The sequence below is a fragment of the Pseudogracilibacillus sp. SO30301A genome, assembly GCF_037072025.1.
GTDB lineage: Bacteria > Bacillota > Bacilli > Bacillales > Amphibacillaceae > Pseudogracilibacillus.
On sequence record NZ_JAXHDD010000076.1, the window covers coordinates 1 to 14694 of the forward strand.

Sequence of the window (14694 nt, forward strand, 5' to 3'; positions counted from 1 at the left end):
TACATACATTTAAATTAATTTTAATTCCATACGAATCCGGATACAAAAATGTAATCCCTACTAAAAATTATTTAATAAACTCCTTTTCAGGAAGTCCTAATATGTCCGTGTTTTTAGGTATGTAACCAAATAGACGTAGCATTGCTACAATTTGTCCTTTATGATGAAATTCATGCGTAATAGAATGGGTCAGTAATTGATGTGGTGTTTTTCTAACAGTTCCACTTTCTTCTTTCCAAGAAAGTTCTTTTTCGATAATATCATCAGATGTATCTGTAAATCGTTCAAATACAGCATCTACATATTTGTCTGCTTGTTGAAAACAACGTTGAATATCACCTATCTGCATCTTTTCTATTGCTTCTTTTGTTAATAGTGGTGATGTTGTTTCTGAAAGTACGAAAGAACCAAGCCAAGCATGATAACAACCTGCCACATGGACTAATGTATCTCTTATGCTCTGAAAACCAAATCCACTTTCTCTTGTAAAATCATTTTCCTTTATTTCTTTACACTGTTCTAATAAAATCTGTCTCGTTTGTTTTACCCACTCGTATTCATGTTTTTCCATAAATTTTCCGCCCTCTTAAAAATAGTAAGTAACAGGATATTCCTCCAATTATACACTAAGAATACCATCATCATTACTCTGTGGTAATCATTTTAATCATTTTTCTAATAAAAAGTTATTTTGTCCATTATAGCTTAGGACAAATGCTGTTAAATAGGCATTCCCACTTCAAATTAAGTTGTAGTCTTATTCCCACTCAGTACTTCGCCAATACAATATGGTGCAATATCATTGATATGAAAGGATTTCAGGAAATATCAAAAACAATAAAAACATATTAATTGATATAAAGTGTGCCAAGGACTTTAACAAATCGCAAAGCTGGAATGAGAGATCATTTCGGCTTTTTCATTCATTTTAAGGCATGTTATTTTAAAGTGTTCAAAATTGACTTTTCTTATAATAAATAAAAGGACATGAATTTTAAACAAAATTGCTCAAATAGCCTAATAAAGGCTGCTCAGTGCGACGGCGTGCGAAGCGAAAGCCACCGTGCTGGGATAAGCCTGAGTGTCGACAGCCACTCATTTCCCCATGAACGTTTAATCGTAATGGGAAATGATATGTTGAACCTGTGTAAGTGTACGCAATAGGTACTGATAATTATCTGTTCCAATTTCATTTTCAATTTTTTCTTGAACTTTCATCCAAATAGGTGTCGCTTCATATAATTTTTTTAAACCAATCGATGTTAAAAAGACACATTTAGACCTAGAGTCATGTTCATCTTTTTCCACATGAACAAATTTATTTCTGATAAGGACATTTACGTTGCGGGTAGCAGTTGTTTGATCTAGCATCATTACATCACTTAATTCGCTAATTGATAGTTTCTTATATTGATAAATATTAACAAGCATATAATATTGAGTAATTTTCAGCCCGGTCGGTTGAAGCAATTGGTTATATAATTTTGTAAGAGAGCGAGATACTGTGCGCAAATTTGCACAAGCACAAGCTTGTAAAATACTATCAAATTTTGATTTTTCCATCGTGTCATCTCCTTCAAAAAATTTATTCCCTATTGCAATTGACAAAAAATAGAAAAGACAATAAGATATGCATATACATATAGTTTTATTTAATAATTATTTTTATTGTATCCGAAAATGTTCATTATTGGTAGGTAGGGAGGAGTAAATGATAAAGGAAACATATATTTTTAAAAAGTTTGTATACGCTTACAGAGGAGGGAACGACTTGATATGACTAATTTAAAAGAATTGAAAAAAACAATGAGAATGCCAGTGATTGGTGCACCGATGTTTATTATTAGCAATCCAAAGCTTGTGATCGAACAATGTAAAGCAGGTATTGTAGGTTCAATGCCTCACTAAACGCAAGACCGTCCTCCCAGCTGGATGAATGGCTTGCAGAAATTACAGAAGAGCTTGCGAGCTATAATGCAAAAAATCCTGATCGTCCGGCAGCACCTTTTGCAATAATAAAATTGTTCACCGTACGAATACACGTCTTGAAAAAGATATGGAGCTATGTTGAATGGTTTGATAATCCTCTTACACTTTCAGGATCCATTGCTACAGGCGATAGCTTTTTAGCGGCGGAAGTGATGGGAGCGGACTTTGCTTATAACGGTTTCCCATTTATTGCTACACGGGAACTATTTAGCGCCATCCATTCGTACTTCGGGGATGGATCCGGATAATTTACCCGAAAGTGAACCATCAAAAAATGAATTTTGGTGGGGACGCTAGCACAAAAGCGTGAAAAGACATTTGGGGTTGTGGACAAGAATTGGAGCAATTAGATTGCTCAATTAGAAGAACAGTACAATCAAGCAAAAAAAGGTTATTAAAAACTAAGAGTAGAGAACATATGAAGAGGTGAAAAAATGCAACATATGTTATTTAGTCAGCCAATAAAGTTAAATGCAACACGTTACGGGGACAGAGAAGCAATTTCATTTAATGGACTTCGATTTACTTATCGAGATCTTAATGAAAGAATTAATCAATTAGCTCATGCATAACAAAGTATCGGTGTAGAAAAAGAGGATAAAGTGGCCTTCATGTTAATGAATTGCCATCAACTATTTGAAGTAATGTTTGCTTGTGGGAAAATTGGAGCTGTCTATGTACCAATTAATTCAAGGTTTGTCGCCCCCGAAATTCAGCATGTTTTGGATGATTCCGAAGCTACTGTGTTGGTAGTTGATTCTCGTTTCATGCACGAAGTAGTTCCATATATAGAGCAATATAAAACTACACAGCATTTCATTACGGTAGGATCGAATGACCAAGTTCAATTTTTAGAATATGAAACTTGGATTTCTAGTTTCTTAAAGGAAGAACCTGTACCGTCATCACCTCTTAGTGAATTAGATACTCTTTCCATTATGTATACTGGTGGAACTACAGGTTATCCAAAAGGTGCAGTACGTTCTCATCGAAGTTTATATTTAGTTGCTTTATTATTTAGTATTGAATTTAATATCGGAAGACTTGGGAAAGGATTAGTAGCTGGTCCTTTGTATGGTGCGGCCGCCTTAAGTATATCTCTTCCTAATTTTTTCGTTGGAAATCCTGTTCATATATTGGAAAAGTTTCATCCTATTGAGGTGTTAAAAGCTATTGAGCAAGAAAAGACAACGACCACATTTTTAGCACCACCAATGTTAGATGCAATATTTTCGTTACCTGAAAATATTTTACACCAATATAATGTATCCGCTTTAAAATCTATAATTTCTGTCGGAGCACCTTTACATACGAGCACGAAGAAAAAAGTGTTAACGTATTTTGAGACAGTTGAATTAAATGAATTTTATGGAGCTACTGAGTTAGGTGGTGTAGCTAATTTATTTCCTGAAATGCAGAAAGAAAAGGATCGTTCTGTGGGAGTACCAATGCTAGGTATGGAAATTGAATTACTGAATGAAGAGGGGGAACAGGTGGAAGTTGGGGAAGCAGGGGAGTTTTTTGTTAAAGGAATTACATTGTGCGATGAATACTATCGTAGACCAGAAGCGAATAAAGAATCTTTTAAGGGTGAATGGCTCAGCTTAGGGGATGTTGGGGTTCAAGATGAAGATGGATGTTATTATATTGTTGATCGAAAGCAGGATATGATTTTATCAGGTGCGCTTAACGTTTATCCGGCAGAGATTGAAGGGGTTATACATGAGCATCCAAAAGTTAAAGACGTTGCTGTTATTGGCATTCCAGATGAAAAATGGGGAGAGGTACCATTAGCTGCTGTTGTATTACGAGACGGTGAAAATGCTACGAAAGAAGAAATTCTTCAGTTTTGCCAAGGTAGATTAGCGAAGTATAAAACCCCTCATCATATTGATTTTGTAGATGAGCTACCACGAAATTTACAAGGAAAGTTATTAAAATATCAAATTAGAAAAAACTATATAAATGAATAAAATAAACCGAGCTAGTAGAAAATCTAGCTCGGTTTATTTTATTGTTAGGAAAATTATATTTTAGTATGACTAGGGATAAGTTATTTGATTGAAAGTATCTTCGTCTAACTCTAGCGCTAAAGTTGTAGCACAATTTCCTTCACCTCACGACACGATAAAGAAGACATGCCGATTGGCTAGATATGAGGATTAGTCTCACTTATACATTTGTCGTGAAAGTCAAATTGCCTCAAAATTGAAAGAGAGCCGACTAAAGTGGGCTTTGCTCCCAACAAACGTCTACCCTTATAAGGGGCGTGTTCCCCCGAGTAAAATATAATATTGAATAAAAACCTGATTTCTTGGAGAAATCTGGTTTTTTAATGTGCTTTTAACAAAATATTTGCCCTATTTGGTTTTAGATCACTCACGAATAATACCATTTGAACTATTGCCTCGAAAGTTATCCTTATGGAAGCCTCTATTTGATCATCTTCCTATAAACTAATTGTTAGAAATATTTTATTTTGGGGTTGACTATTACTGAACAATCGATATATAATTAATCCAATCAGTTTAATGTGGTTTAAATTTGGATCTTTTCGTAGTTGATATAAACTACGACGTATGTGCTCGGTTGATTTCATCAAGAATAAATAATTGTGATGTGTTGAAATCACCATCCAGCGAAATACACGGAGACTCTGGTCGGATAAAAACGGTCACGTCCAGGGACTGTAGCATGCTTTCGTCCCACCGTAAAGATTTGTCACCAACGGCGACACTAGGACGTTCTGTCCGTCGGAGGCTCACCAGTCGCCCTAAGGATGCGCGTAGTGTATTTCCGTAGCGTTGAGTTATGTTGATAACGTCGCATTTTATTGATCTTGTGTCAAAAACAACTGGTCTATCGATGCGGAGAGCAGTGCGCAGTCCCAATCTTATTGAAAACAGTTTTAACTTTTGAGGAGGATATTAAAAAATGCAACAATTATTTATAAAAAATAATAAACAACGTGAGTGGCTTGAGCGATTAGCAACGCTAAAGGAAGATATTAGTGGGCGTGCAGCATTCATTGATGAAGAAAGCATTTTTCCTAGTGAGAACATTAATGCTCTACGTGATATTGGCTATACAAAATTAACGTTACCAGAAGAATACGGTGGTGCTGGATTTTCATTATATGATGCGATTCTTTTGCAAGAAACATTAGGTAGCTATGATGGTAGTACAGCACTGTCAGTTGGCTGGTCATTACTTACAGTTGGAGAGTTATTTGAAAATCGATACTGGGATCCGGCAAAACTAAATTTTCTAGCAGAGCATGTAAATAATGGAGCCATCCTTAATCGAGCAGTAAGTGAAGTTGCTACAGGGAGCCCTATTCGTGGTGGTCGACCTGGAACAATTGCTAAACAAATTGATGATAAATGGGTGATTAATGGACGCAAAAGTTATACAACTGCCTCTCCAGAATTAGACTATTTTATAACATCTGCATGGATCGAGGAAAAAGAAACAACAGGTTTTTTCCTCATCCCAAAAGAAGCGGAAGGTCTCTCTATCGACGAAACGTGGGACGTTATTTCAATGCGTGGTACAGGAAGTCATGATTTAGTGTTAGAAAATGTTGAGGTAGATGCTTCTGATTTGGTCGAAATTCCGAGTTATACTACAGGTTTTAAACTAAATGGTTGGTTACTCATTGTTCCTGCAACTTATTTAGGTATAGCACAAGCAGCACGGGATTATGCCTTACATTTCGCTACTACCCATTCGCCGAACAGTATTAAAGGAACGATCGCACAATTACCTAATGTACAGAAATTACTTGGTGAAATTGAATTAGAATTAGCTGTAGCACGTTTTAGTTTATACGGCGCAGCAGAATCGTATATAGAAGCAAAAAGAATCGGAATAGAACAAAGAGATGAAAGTGAAGAAGTAGGAGAAAACGTTGTAAATGCAGTCAATACTGCCAAATATGTAGTCACTAATTCTGCGATCAAGGTTGTCGATAAAGCGATGCGTCTAGCTGGTGCAAGAAGTTTACAACGTACAAATCCGTTACAACGTTATTATCGCGATGTTCGAGCAGGTCTTCATAATCCGCCTATGGATGATATGACGATTTCAAAATTAGCTGAATCGGCTATTAAATACCTTGAAGGAGCAAATAAAAATGAAAAAGAAAAAGTTAAGTAAGCTATTTATTCTAGGTTTGGCAGCATTAGCAATTTTGTCAGCTTGCGGGGGTAATGAAATTAGTTCTGCTAGTAATGACAATGAAAACAACAATAATGAAAATATAACAAAGATAAAAGTTGCTTTCGCAATGGGTGGCAAGCCAATAACTTATGTAGATGATGATGGCAACCCCACAGGTTATGATGTTGATGCTATGAAACTTGTAGATGAAAAACTAGAAGATTATGAATTTGAATTTATACCAACATCAGACGAGGATTTATTAATTGGTGTGGAGCAGGGAAAATATGATGTTGGTGTTAAAAATACCTTCTTTACAGAAGAACGGGAAAAGAAGTTTATTTTTCCAAAAGAATTTTTAGGTTTAAGTAGTGCTGGTATTTTACTGAAAAAAGAAAATGAACATATAAAAGACTTAAGTGATTTTGCGGAAGCAAACATGGCACTTGCTCCAATCGCAGCGAGTAATGCACAATATACGGTTGTTGAAGAATACAACGAAGCAAACCCGGATAACCCTGTAAAACTAGTCGCAGGTGATGAATTTTCCGTTGATGTGATCCAATGGGTAAATGAAGGTCGCGCAGACGGTGGTATTTCTATTGAAGCATCATTTAATGCACAAGTATTAAATGAAGACGGCCCATATCACAATCTAGTAGATGACGTAGTTTATAACGAATTTGCAGTAATTAAAACATGGCCGATATTTAATAAAAATCAACAAGAATTTGCAGATGCTTATGATGAAGCAATGGCCGAAATTCAACAATCAGATGCGCTTAGTGAATTAATGTTGGAACACTATGGTAAAGATTTATTTGAAGTATTAGATAGTGTGAATCGTTAGTAGGTAATAGTTGGCTGTTGGGTAAGTATTCACAGACAGCCTTCTTTTATTCATTGTATAAAGGAAAGGGCAGGGAATTGTCTTGGAAAAATATTTTGATGTGAAATATGTATGGGCTGCTTTTCCTGAACTATTACCGTTTTTAAAAGTAACGTTTTTTGTCATGGGTTTAGCAGTTTTATTTGGTACAGTTTTCGGGCTATTACTAGCATTTGCAAAAATGGGTAACAATAAGTATTTCCGATTTTTTGCAAATGGCTATACAACAATCATGCGCTGTACGCCATCCATTGTGTTGTTATTTCTTGTTTATTATGGTGTACCTGCTTTTTCTGAAGCATTATTTGGCCTGAATTTGCAAGATATTCATACTGGTGTTTACGTTGTGATCACATTTACGCTACAATTTGCCGCAATGATGTCTGAAGTATTAAGGTCTGCGATTGAATCGGTTGATCATGGGCAATATGAAGCCGCTGTTAGTGTTGGTTTAACACCTCTTCAAGCTTATGTTCGAATTGTCTTCCCACAAGCATTTGTCGTCGCACTTCCCAATTTTGGGAACGGCTTGATTGCAATTTTACAAGAAGGTGCATTGGCCTACACAATCGGTTTTGTTGATATTGTTGGGAAAGCAAATCTAATTATAGCTAGTAATTATGGAACCCATACATTAGAAGTATTTATCGCTTTAGCTGTAATTTATTGGGTCTTAGCCATTGTCATTGAGAAAATCTTCGCTAAATTTGAACAAATTTTTAGCAAAGGATCCCGTTCATTAAAAACTTCATAAGGAGGGGGTAGTATGGATCTAAGCTTTATTAATTTACCTTTTTTAATTGATACCTTTTTCGTTGCCTTAAGTGGCGTCCCAATTACGTTATTCGTTACAGCTGTTTCATTACTCATTGCGCTACCGCTCGGATTTATCCTTGCACTATCACGTATTTATGAAGTACCGGTTATTAATAGATTGGCTAAGATCTATGTATCATTCGTACGAGGGACACCAATTATTATTCAAATCTTTGTCTTATATAGCAGTATCCCTCTAATCCTTACGGGAATTTTTGAAACATATAATATTAATTATTCTGTCTATGATATTCATCCATTATGGTACGGATTTATCATATTTTCATTTAATACAGCTGCTATTTTAATAGAAGTATTTCGTTCAGCATTAGGTGCCGTTGATAAAGGGCAACTGGAAGCAGCGCAGTCAGTTGGTCTAACGAACGCTCAAGCATACCGACGGATTGTGATTCCTCAAGCATTAGTAGTTGCCGTACCAAATCTATGTACAGCAACAGTCAATTTAATTAAAGCTACATCACTTGGTTATGCGATTTCATTGCATGAGATTACGTTAAAAGCAAAAGTAGCAGCGAATGTTGGCTATAACTACGTAGAAGCATATATTGATATCTTCTTAGTTTATCTAATTTTATGCTTGACAGTAGAATGTTTATTTAAAGTTTATGAAAGACGTTTAAAACGTTTTCGATATGTTGGGGCTTAGGAGGTAAAATTTTGCTAGAAATTAAAGACATTCATAAATCATTTGGTAATAATGAGGTAATAAAAGGCGTAGATTTGACGATAGATAAAGGGGATGTAGTAGTTATCCTTGGTCCAAGCGGTTCAGGTAAAACGACTTTACTACGTTGCATAAACTTTTTAGAGTCAGCAGATAGCGGAAGAGCCTCCTTTGGCGAACTGCATGTGGATTTAAAATCTGTTTCAAAAAAAGACATTTATACGATTCGACAAAAAACAGCCTTTGTTTTCCAAAACTACAGTTTATTTAACAATAAAACGGCATTAGAAAATGTAACGGAAGGTTTAATAATTGGCCGAAAAGTTCCGAAAGCAGAAGCAAATGACATTGCTAAAAAAGCTTTAGATAAAGTAGGATTAGCGGAAAAATACAATTCTTATCCAAGTGAGCTTTCGGGAGGACAACAGCAACGTGTTGGGATAGCTCGAGCCGTTGCACTAAGTCCAGATATAATTTTATTTGATGAGCCGACCTCTGCCCTTGATCCAGAATTAGTAGATGAAGTGTTAACCGTCATGAAAAATATCGCAAATGAGGGTACAACAATGCTAGTAGTGACACACGAAATGTCATTTGCTAAAGATGTTGCGAATCGGGTTATTTTCATGGATGGAGGCGTTGTTGTAGAAGAAGGAACGCCACATGAAATATTTGTAAGTCCGAAAGAGGAACGTACAAAAAAGTTCTTGAGAAGAGTTTTACCTGAGGATTATACATTTCATATTTAAACATAAATACCTGTGCGTTTGAATATCGCCCAGGTATTTTTAATATGCTTAGGAATAAAAGTATCGTTACTCCTTTTTCCATTAAGGGATCAATTTTTCAAGGTTTAATTAATGAAATAAACTAGGATAATAGCAAGTGCTATTGTCGCAAATTCACTAATTCCGAGAGTGAACCAAAGAAATATAAATCCATTTTCCAAGCCTTCAAAGATTTTTAACATATTCGCAATGATGAACATATTAAAAGAAAAAATGCTGTATTATAAACATTAAAGCTAATTTTTTTTGACAAAACGTGCAAATAATAAAGTGATCCTAAAGAAACTACTGTGTGGAGTACCCCGAAAATAAGATCCGCTTTCCGTTGGAGATAAGATTAAATTAGAATACACCGAGTATAATTCCGAAAAAGTACTTTTTGTTGAACACAATTAAATGATTAAGTTGTTTAGAAGACAATGGTTTTGAAAAATTAAACACTGAAAAACAAATGCAAGAGTTAAGAAAGATGCATGAAGCACTGTTTCCGCCACGTGGTGGACTATCAGAATTTTTTATCTGGTCTAACGATTTTGATGAGAGACTTCGAATAAATAAGCCATTGGAAGAAGTACGCAGAAAACTGTGGGCAATAATAAAGGAATTTTAAGATTAAGACCCACATTCGGCAGGTCATAAGTAAAAACTTAAAGTGCGTGTTCAAAAGGAGGATGAAAAGGATCGAGCAGTTCGAGGCGGAGTAGCTTCCGGCAACAGAACGTATGCAGTTAAATACGTGAGTAGCAGAAAAGTAAGCCAACGAAGAAATGCGATGTGTCACTTTCACCGGACTTTGAACATCCTCTTAAGATTTTTCTTCTTTCTCGAAACCATTGTATCCAGAGAAAAAGTGAGGAAAAATCCCGGAATTAGTTTTTTAAGGTTGCAAAAACTTCGATAGGATCTTGTTGGGCATAATAATCAAAAAACAGATTACCTTCTTTTTCTTTTAAGAAAAGCCTTTGAATGGTGAGGTTTTGATTGTCAAAAAATTTGGCTTGTTCCCATTGTTGTGCAATGACAGCCAATGGAGTACTGTCTTTCAATAACACCCAAGTGGCTTTTCCACCATAAATAGTGGGTAAATAAGACATTTCTTTAATCTTGTGAGTGATATCCTCAAGAGTTGCAGTGGAGGATAAATCAAACTTTATTTCATGTGGTGCATAGACATCATCCCCCATAGTCACACTCTTTCGCGTACATCGAATCAACACTTCTAATCTCCTTTCTCTCAAGGAAGTTTTACTATACTTATATTATAGTTCTTCTATCTTCTATTTCAAAAAAGAAATACGGAATGGCGTTACATTATGAAAAGTCAAGTTTTAAATGTTTTAAAGTATACCATGCAAAAAAATTGCGATTGCAAGATATGTAACCATGATAGATGTTCATTAGTGAGCTTTTTATGTGGATAAATCTAAGTTAGCCTTGGTACAATGAAGGTAACTTATAAAGCCTCTTGTAAAGTGGGTGAAAACATGAAAAAAATTTTAATCGTTGAAGATGAAGAAAAATTAAGTAGAGTCCTTGAACTTGAATTGAAATATGAAAATTATAAAACGGAAATTGCAGATAATGGAAAGGATGCGCTTCGTTTAATGCAAGACGAGGATTGGGATCTTGTTTTACTTGATATTATGATTCCTGAATTGAGTGGGTTGGAGGTTTTGCGGCGTTTAAGAAAAACGGATAATCATACACAAGTCATCTTACTGACAGCAAGAGACCAAGTACATGATAAAGTTAGTGGACTTGATTTAGGTGCGAATGATTATGTCACGAAACCATTTCAAATTGAAGAGTTGCTTGCCCGTATTCGCGCACATTTACGAAAATCAAATAACCATATAGAGGGAACTGACGTATTAAATGTTGGAGATTTATCGGTAGACTTACAAACTCGGCAAATAACTCGTGAGGGAGCTGAAATAGAACTCACGCCTCGTGAATTTGATTTGCTCACCTTTCTTATGCATAATAAAAATATCGTATTAACTAGGGAACAAATAATGGAGCAAGTATGGGGTTATGACTACATGGGAGATACGAATGTTGTTGATGTGTATATTCGATATATACGGCAAAAGGTAGATAACGGATTTGACACTCCTTATATACAGACAGTAAGAGGGGTAGGTTATACGATAAAGGACGTTACCTAAATGAAGCTAAAAACAAAAATTCAATTATTCTCAAGTCTATTTATGCTTTTATTTATAATGTTAGTAAACACATCAATTTACTTTTTGTTTTATAAAATTTCAGTAGATAATGAGCTCGAACTATTATCGGATCAGACACGAACCATTATGGAAACAATGAAGGAAAATCCTGATATCCCCAAAACTGAGTTATTACGCGCTTATTTACCGAATAATGGTCTTATTCGGATAATTGATGAGAAAGACAGGGAACTGATACCAATAATTACAAAACAAAAAGAATTTAGAGAATTACCTTCTGCGTATTCCACTCGTGAGGTAAAAGAAATTGTAAGAGACGAAACAGGATCCCCAATTGCAGTGATTAGGAAGCCGATTATTTGGGAAAATGGGGAAATTGTTACGTTGCAAGTAGCAAATTATTTATTCCCTCTTGAAGAAACGATGCGAACACTTCTATATGTTTTAGTCGCTGCATCAATCATTATGTTAATTCCAACTATTATCGCAGGGAACTTTTTAAGTAAATTTATTCTCAGACCGATAAAAGAATTAATCTCAACGATGAAAGACAATACGAAGTCTGAAAATTGGAAAACAATTGAAATAGAAAATAAATCAAAAGATGAATTGTATGAAATGGAAAAAACATTTAATGAGATGATTGCGCATTTAAAAGAAAACTTTGAGCGGCAAGAAGTGTTTGTGTCAGATGCTTCCCATGAATTGAAGACACCAATTTCAATAATAAAGAGTTACGCAGAGTTATTGAAACGGCGTGGAAAAAGTCATCCAGAAGTTTTTGAGGAATCCATTGATGCAATAGATACAGAAGCTGACCGAATGCAGCAACTTGTAAATCAACTATTGGATCTTGCAAAAAATAAACAATCAGCTCCGAGCACGGAATTAGACTTAGTAAAACTTACAAAAAACGTAATACATACATTTCAAGCCGCTTATGAACGGGATATATACTTTAAATCTGAAGTAGATACCATTTTAATAAAAGGAAATGAAGATCAGTTAGAGCAGATTATTTATATATTATTAAGTAATGCGATTAAATATAGTGAGAAAGAAATAAACATTGTATTAACAGAGCAAAAAGATACAGTTAAACTTCGTGTTGTCGATAAAGGTCTCGGAATTCGTACCAACGATCAAAAACGTATTTTTGATCGTTTTTATCGAGTGGATCAAGCTAGAACAAGAACTTCAGGCGGCATTGGGTTAGGACTCGCAATTGCAAAAGCAATCTCTGAAGCGCATAATGGATCGCTAACAGTAAATAGTGAAGAGGGGAAAGGCACAACGTTTACTCTCGAGTTGCCAATAATGAAAAAAAGTTAATTTATTTCTCATCAAATTCTAATCTTATTCACCATGTCTTATCATTTGGAGCGGATAAGATAGAAGTAACAAGAATAAGGAGGCAACAAAAAATGAAGAAAAAAATAATCTTAACCTCGGGAGTGTTAGCTATTACAATTGCATTAGGATTGGGTATTTACAAATCGGATGCATCACAAGCAGAACCTAAATTAAACTATGATGAGGTTAGAGGCTTGATTTCAGCTCAATACCCTGGAACGATAACAGAGCTTGAATTAGAAAAGGATCGTAATCGTGTAGTATACGAGATTGAAATTGAAAATGACGGAATGGAATATGATCTTAAAGTTGACGGAAACTCGGGTGAGATAATCAAAATCAAAGAGAAAAAAACAGTAGCTCAAAAAGAAAACCAAAAGAAAACAACAGATGACGACAAAGCTGTAAAAGAAGATACAAAAGATGGGCAAAACCAAACAACTCAGGAAATAAAGGTTGAAAAGAAAGAGAGTTCTAAAAAAGAAAAGAATAATAAAAATACAGTAATTGATGCATCAGAAGCGATTGCTATCGCCCAAAAGGAATTTCCTGGAACAGTGACAGATGTGGAACTTGATGAAGAAGACGGTCGTTATATTTATGAAATTGAAATTAAAGCAAACGGGGAAGAAGCAGAGATTGAAATTGACGCAATGACTGGAGAAATCATTGTTATTGAAATTGACGAAGACTAAAACAAAAGGAGATTGAATCTCATGTAAAGAATTCAATCTCCTTTTCTTTTAATTCAAGCCCAATATTCGACTTGAAGACTAGAAAACCCCTTAAATGTATATTTGTTCACTATTGAAGTATATATATTAGGATGTTTTTAAAAAGATTTGAGACTCCGCACTGCTCGTCCACGAAAAAAATTGTTGTATTTGCCACAAAACATAAACTGCGCAGTGAAATTAGGATCTAATTGTTTTTTTCCGTTTCGGAGGCTCAAAGCCGCCCAATGGTAAAGGAGACACTGTAAGAGCAAGCGATAGCGCAGCTTAAACAACTGGAGTTGGTGGGACGAACCATGTGCAGTCCCAGATGTCGCTCTTATGCCTGTGGTGAAAACGTCTGTCTGGTGGCGGAAATCAGCTGTGACTAGGTTTATAAATTATCATTACGTTACAGTTTATTATCAAAGATTAAAAAACAATGAACCAAAACAAAAAACTTACGAAAAGAGCCAAAAAATAAAATCGTATATTATTAAGGGTTCGAGTGATTGACCGACACCGGGATATTGAGTTATTCCCCACACAAATAGAACGGGTGTTTGTGAAAAATATAAATGTATGATAATATAGAACTAACATAACATGGGGTAGGTCTAATGAACTGATTAAAAATACAGAATCTTTAGGATGGGTGGGGCGAGAATGGACAGGATAAACAAACCGCATGATAAATTTTTCAAGGAAACACTTGGCGAAGTATCTGTAGCACAAGATTTTATTCAACACTATTTACCGGAAGAAATTTTGGGTATAATAGATGCAAGCAGTATTTCTCCAGAAAAAGATAGTTTTATCACGAAAGATTTGGAAGAGTATTTTTCCGATTTGCTGTTTAGTGTTACAATGAATGGAGAAGAAGGTTATTTATATTTTTTATTCGAGCATAAGAGTTACGAGGAAAAAAACATTTCATTTCAGCTACTAAAGTACATGATTGAAATTTGGGAAAACAAATTGAATAAAGAAAAAACGGATGAATTACCGATCGTGATTCCTTTAGTTATTTATCATGGAAGACAAAAGGGGAGTATGGCTAGAACTCTAGGAAATCTTCTTGTAGGTTACAATAATTTATCTCCAAATATTC

17 protein-coding genes are annotated in these 14694 nt (G+C 35.2%); 14 read left to right on the top strand and 3 right to left on the bottom strand.

Annotated elements, in window-relative coordinates:
• Positions 1 to 67: 67 nt before the first annotated feature.
• Positions 68 to 571: a DinB family protein gene (locus tag SPD89_RS20915; protein ID WP_336263879.1), complete on the bottom strand. Its 504-nt coding sequence runs from the start codon at positions 569 to 571 to the stop codon at positions 68 to 70.
• Positions 572 to 1113: 542 nt separating this feature from the next.
• On the bottom strand, positions 1114 to 1563 hold the full coding sequence (locus tag SPD89_RS20920; protein WP_336263880.1) for a MarR family winged helix-turn-helix transcriptional regulator: 450 nt from the start codon (positions 1561 to 1563) through the stop codon (positions 1114 to 1116).
• 213 nt (positions 1564 to 1776) lie between these two features.
• On the opposite strand from SPD89_RS20920, the gene SPD89_RS20925 reads away from it, so the two are divergent.
• The 10 genes from SPD89_RS20925 (at position 1777) to SPD89_RS20970 (ending at position 9938) form a co-directional block, all read left to right on the top strand.
• Complete coding sequence (locus SPD89_RS20925; protein ID WP_336263881.1) at positions 1777 to 1908, top strand: hypothetical protein; 132 nt, start codon at positions 1777 to 1779, stop codon at positions 1906 to 1908.
• A gap of 137 nt (positions 1909 to 2045) precedes the next feature.
• Positions 2046 to 2237: a hypothetical protein gene (locus tag SPD89_RS20930; protein ID WP_336263882.1), complete on the top strand. Its 192-nt coding sequence runs from the start codon at positions 2046 to 2048 to the stop codon at positions 2235 to 2237.
• A 186-nt stretch (positions 2238 to 2423) separates the two neighbouring features.
• Positions 2424 to 2561: a hypothetical protein gene (locus SPD89_RS20935; protein WP_336263883.1), complete on the top strand. Its 138-nt coding sequence runs from the start codon at positions 2424 to 2426 to the stop codon at positions 2559 to 2561.
• Between the two features lie 6 nt (positions 2562 to 2567).
• The gene (locus tag SPD89_RS20940; RefSeq protein ID WP_336263895.1) at positions 2568 to 3962 is read left to right on the top strand and encodes a class I adenylate-forming enzyme family protein; all 1395 of its coding nucleotides are present in this window, start codon (positions 2568 to 2570) and stop codon (positions 3960 to 3962) included.
• 961 nt (positions 3963 to 4923) lie between these two features.
• The gene (locus SPD89_RS20945) at positions 4924 to 6147 is read left to right on the top strand and encodes an acyl-CoA dehydrogenase family protein (protein WP_336263884.1); all 1224 of its coding nucleotides are present in this window, start codon (positions 4924 to 4926) and stop codon (positions 6145 to 6147) included.
• Positions 6125 to 7000: a transporter substrate-binding domain-containing protein gene (locus tag SPD89_RS20950; protein ID WP_336263885.1), complete on the top strand. Its 876-nt coding sequence runs from the start codon at positions 6125 to 6127 to the stop codon at positions 6998 to 7000. Before SPD89_RS20945 ends, SPD89_RS20950 begins: the two co-directional genes overlap by 23 nt.
• Positions 7001 to 7082: 82 nt before the next feature.
• Complete coding sequence (locus SPD89_RS20955) at positions 7083 to 7793, top strand: amino acid ABC transporter permease (RefSeq protein WP_336263886.1); 711 nt, start codon at positions 7083 to 7085, stop codon at positions 7791 to 7793.
• Positions 7794 to 7805: 12 nt separating this feature from the next.
• Entirely contained in the window at positions 7806 to 8522 is a 717-nt protein-coding gene (locus SPD89_RS20960; RefSeq protein WP_336263887.1) for an amino acid ABC transporter permease, read from the top strand.
• A gap of 11 nt (positions 8523 to 8533) precedes the next feature.
• On the top strand, positions 8534 to 9289 hold the full coding sequence (locus SPD89_RS20965) for an amino acid ABC transporter ATP-binding protein (RefSeq protein ID WP_336263888.1): 756 nt from the start codon (positions 8534 to 8536) through the stop codon (positions 9287 to 9289).
• A 508-nt stretch (positions 9290 to 9797) separates the two neighbouring features.
• Positions 9798 to 9938: a hypothetical protein gene (locus SPD89_RS20970; RefSeq protein WP_336263889.1), complete on the top strand. Its 141-nt coding sequence runs from the start codon at positions 9798 to 9800 to the stop codon at positions 9936 to 9938.
• A 259-nt stretch (positions 9939 to 10197) separates the two neighbouring features.
• Here SPD89_RS20970 and SPD89_RS20975 read toward each other — a convergent pair whose 3' ends face one another.
• The gene (locus tag SPD89_RS20975) at positions 10198 to 10512 is read right to left on the bottom strand and encodes a hypothetical protein (RefSeq protein WP_336263890.1); all 315 of its coding nucleotides are present in this window, start codon (positions 10510 to 10512) and stop codon (positions 10198 to 10200) included.
• 300 nt (positions 10513 to 10812) lie between these two features.
• Here SPD89_RS20975 and SPD89_RS20980 point away from each other — a divergent pair, with 300 nt between their 5' ends.
• The 4 genes from SPD89_RS20980 to SPD89_RS20995 form a co-directional block, all read left to right on the top strand.
• A complete protein-coding gene (locus SPD89_RS20980) occupies positions 10813 to 11496 on the top strand; it encodes a response regulator transcription factor (RefSeq protein WP_336263891.1) in 684 nt (227 codons plus the stop codon).
• A complete protein-coding gene (locus SPD89_RS20985) occupies positions 11497 to 12849 on the top strand; it encodes a HAMP domain-containing sensor histidine kinase (RefSeq protein WP_336263892.1) in 1353 nt (450 codons plus the stop codon). It begins immediately after the preceding gene.
• Between the two features lie 92 nt (positions 12850 to 12941).
• Complete coding sequence (locus SPD89_RS20990) at positions 12942 to 13565, top strand: PepSY domain-containing protein (protein WP_336263893.1); 624 nt, start codon at positions 12942 to 12944, stop codon at positions 13563 to 13565.
• Between the two features lie 684 nt (positions 13566 to 14249).
• On the top strand, positions 14250 to 14694 hold a 445-nt coding region (locus SPD89_RS20995; protein ID WP_336263894.1), incomplete at its 3' end, for an Rpn family recombination-promoting nuclease/putative transposase.

Coding starts and splice junctions, on each gene's coding strand:
- SPD89_RS20985 (WP_336263892.1), top strand. CDS start 11,497: ATGAAGCTAAAAACAAAAATTCAATTATTCTCAAGTCTATTTATGCTT.
- SPD89_RS20990 (WP_336263893.1), top strand. CDS start 12,942: ATGAAGAAAAAAATAATCTTAACCTCGGGAGTGTTAGCTATTACAATT.
- SPD89_RS20925 (WP_336263881.1), top strand. CDS start 1,777: ATGACTAATTTAAAAGAATTGAAAAAAACAATGAGAATGCCAGTGATT.
- SPD89_RS20920 (WP_336263880.1), bottom strand. CDS start 1,563: ATGGAAAAATCAAAATTTGATAGTATTTTACAAGCTTGTGCTTGTGCA.
- SPD89_RS20935 (WP_336263883.1), top strand. CDS start 2,424: ATGCAACATATGTTATTTAGTCAGCCAATAAAGTTAAATGCAACACGT.
- SPD89_RS20970 (WP_336263889.1), top strand. CDS start 9,798: ATGCATGAAGCACTGTTTCCGCCACGTGGTGGACTATCAGAATTTTTT.
- SPD89_RS20975 (WP_336263890.1), bottom strand. CDS start 10,512: ATGGGGGATGATGTCTATGCACCACATGAAATAAAGTTTGATTTATCC.
- SPD89_RS20915 (WP_336263879.1), bottom strand. CDS start 571: ATGGAAAAACATGAATACGAGTGGGTAAAACAAACGAGACAGATTTTA.
- SPD89_RS20945 (WP_336263884.1), top strand. CDS start 4,924: ATGCAACAATTATTTATAAAAAATAATAAACAACGTGAGTGGCTTGAG.
- SPD89_RS20960 (WP_336263887.1), top strand. CDS start 7,806: ATGGATCTAAGCTTTATTAATTTACCTTTTTTAATTGATACCTTTTTC.
- SPD89_RS20950 (WP_336263885.1), top strand. CDS start 6,125: ATGAAAAAGAAAAAGTTAAGTAAGCTATTTATTCTAGGTTTGGCAGCA.
- SPD89_RS20980 (WP_336263891.1), top strand. CDS start 10,813: ATGAAAAAAATTTTAATCGTTGAAGATGAAGAAAAATTAAGTAGAGTC.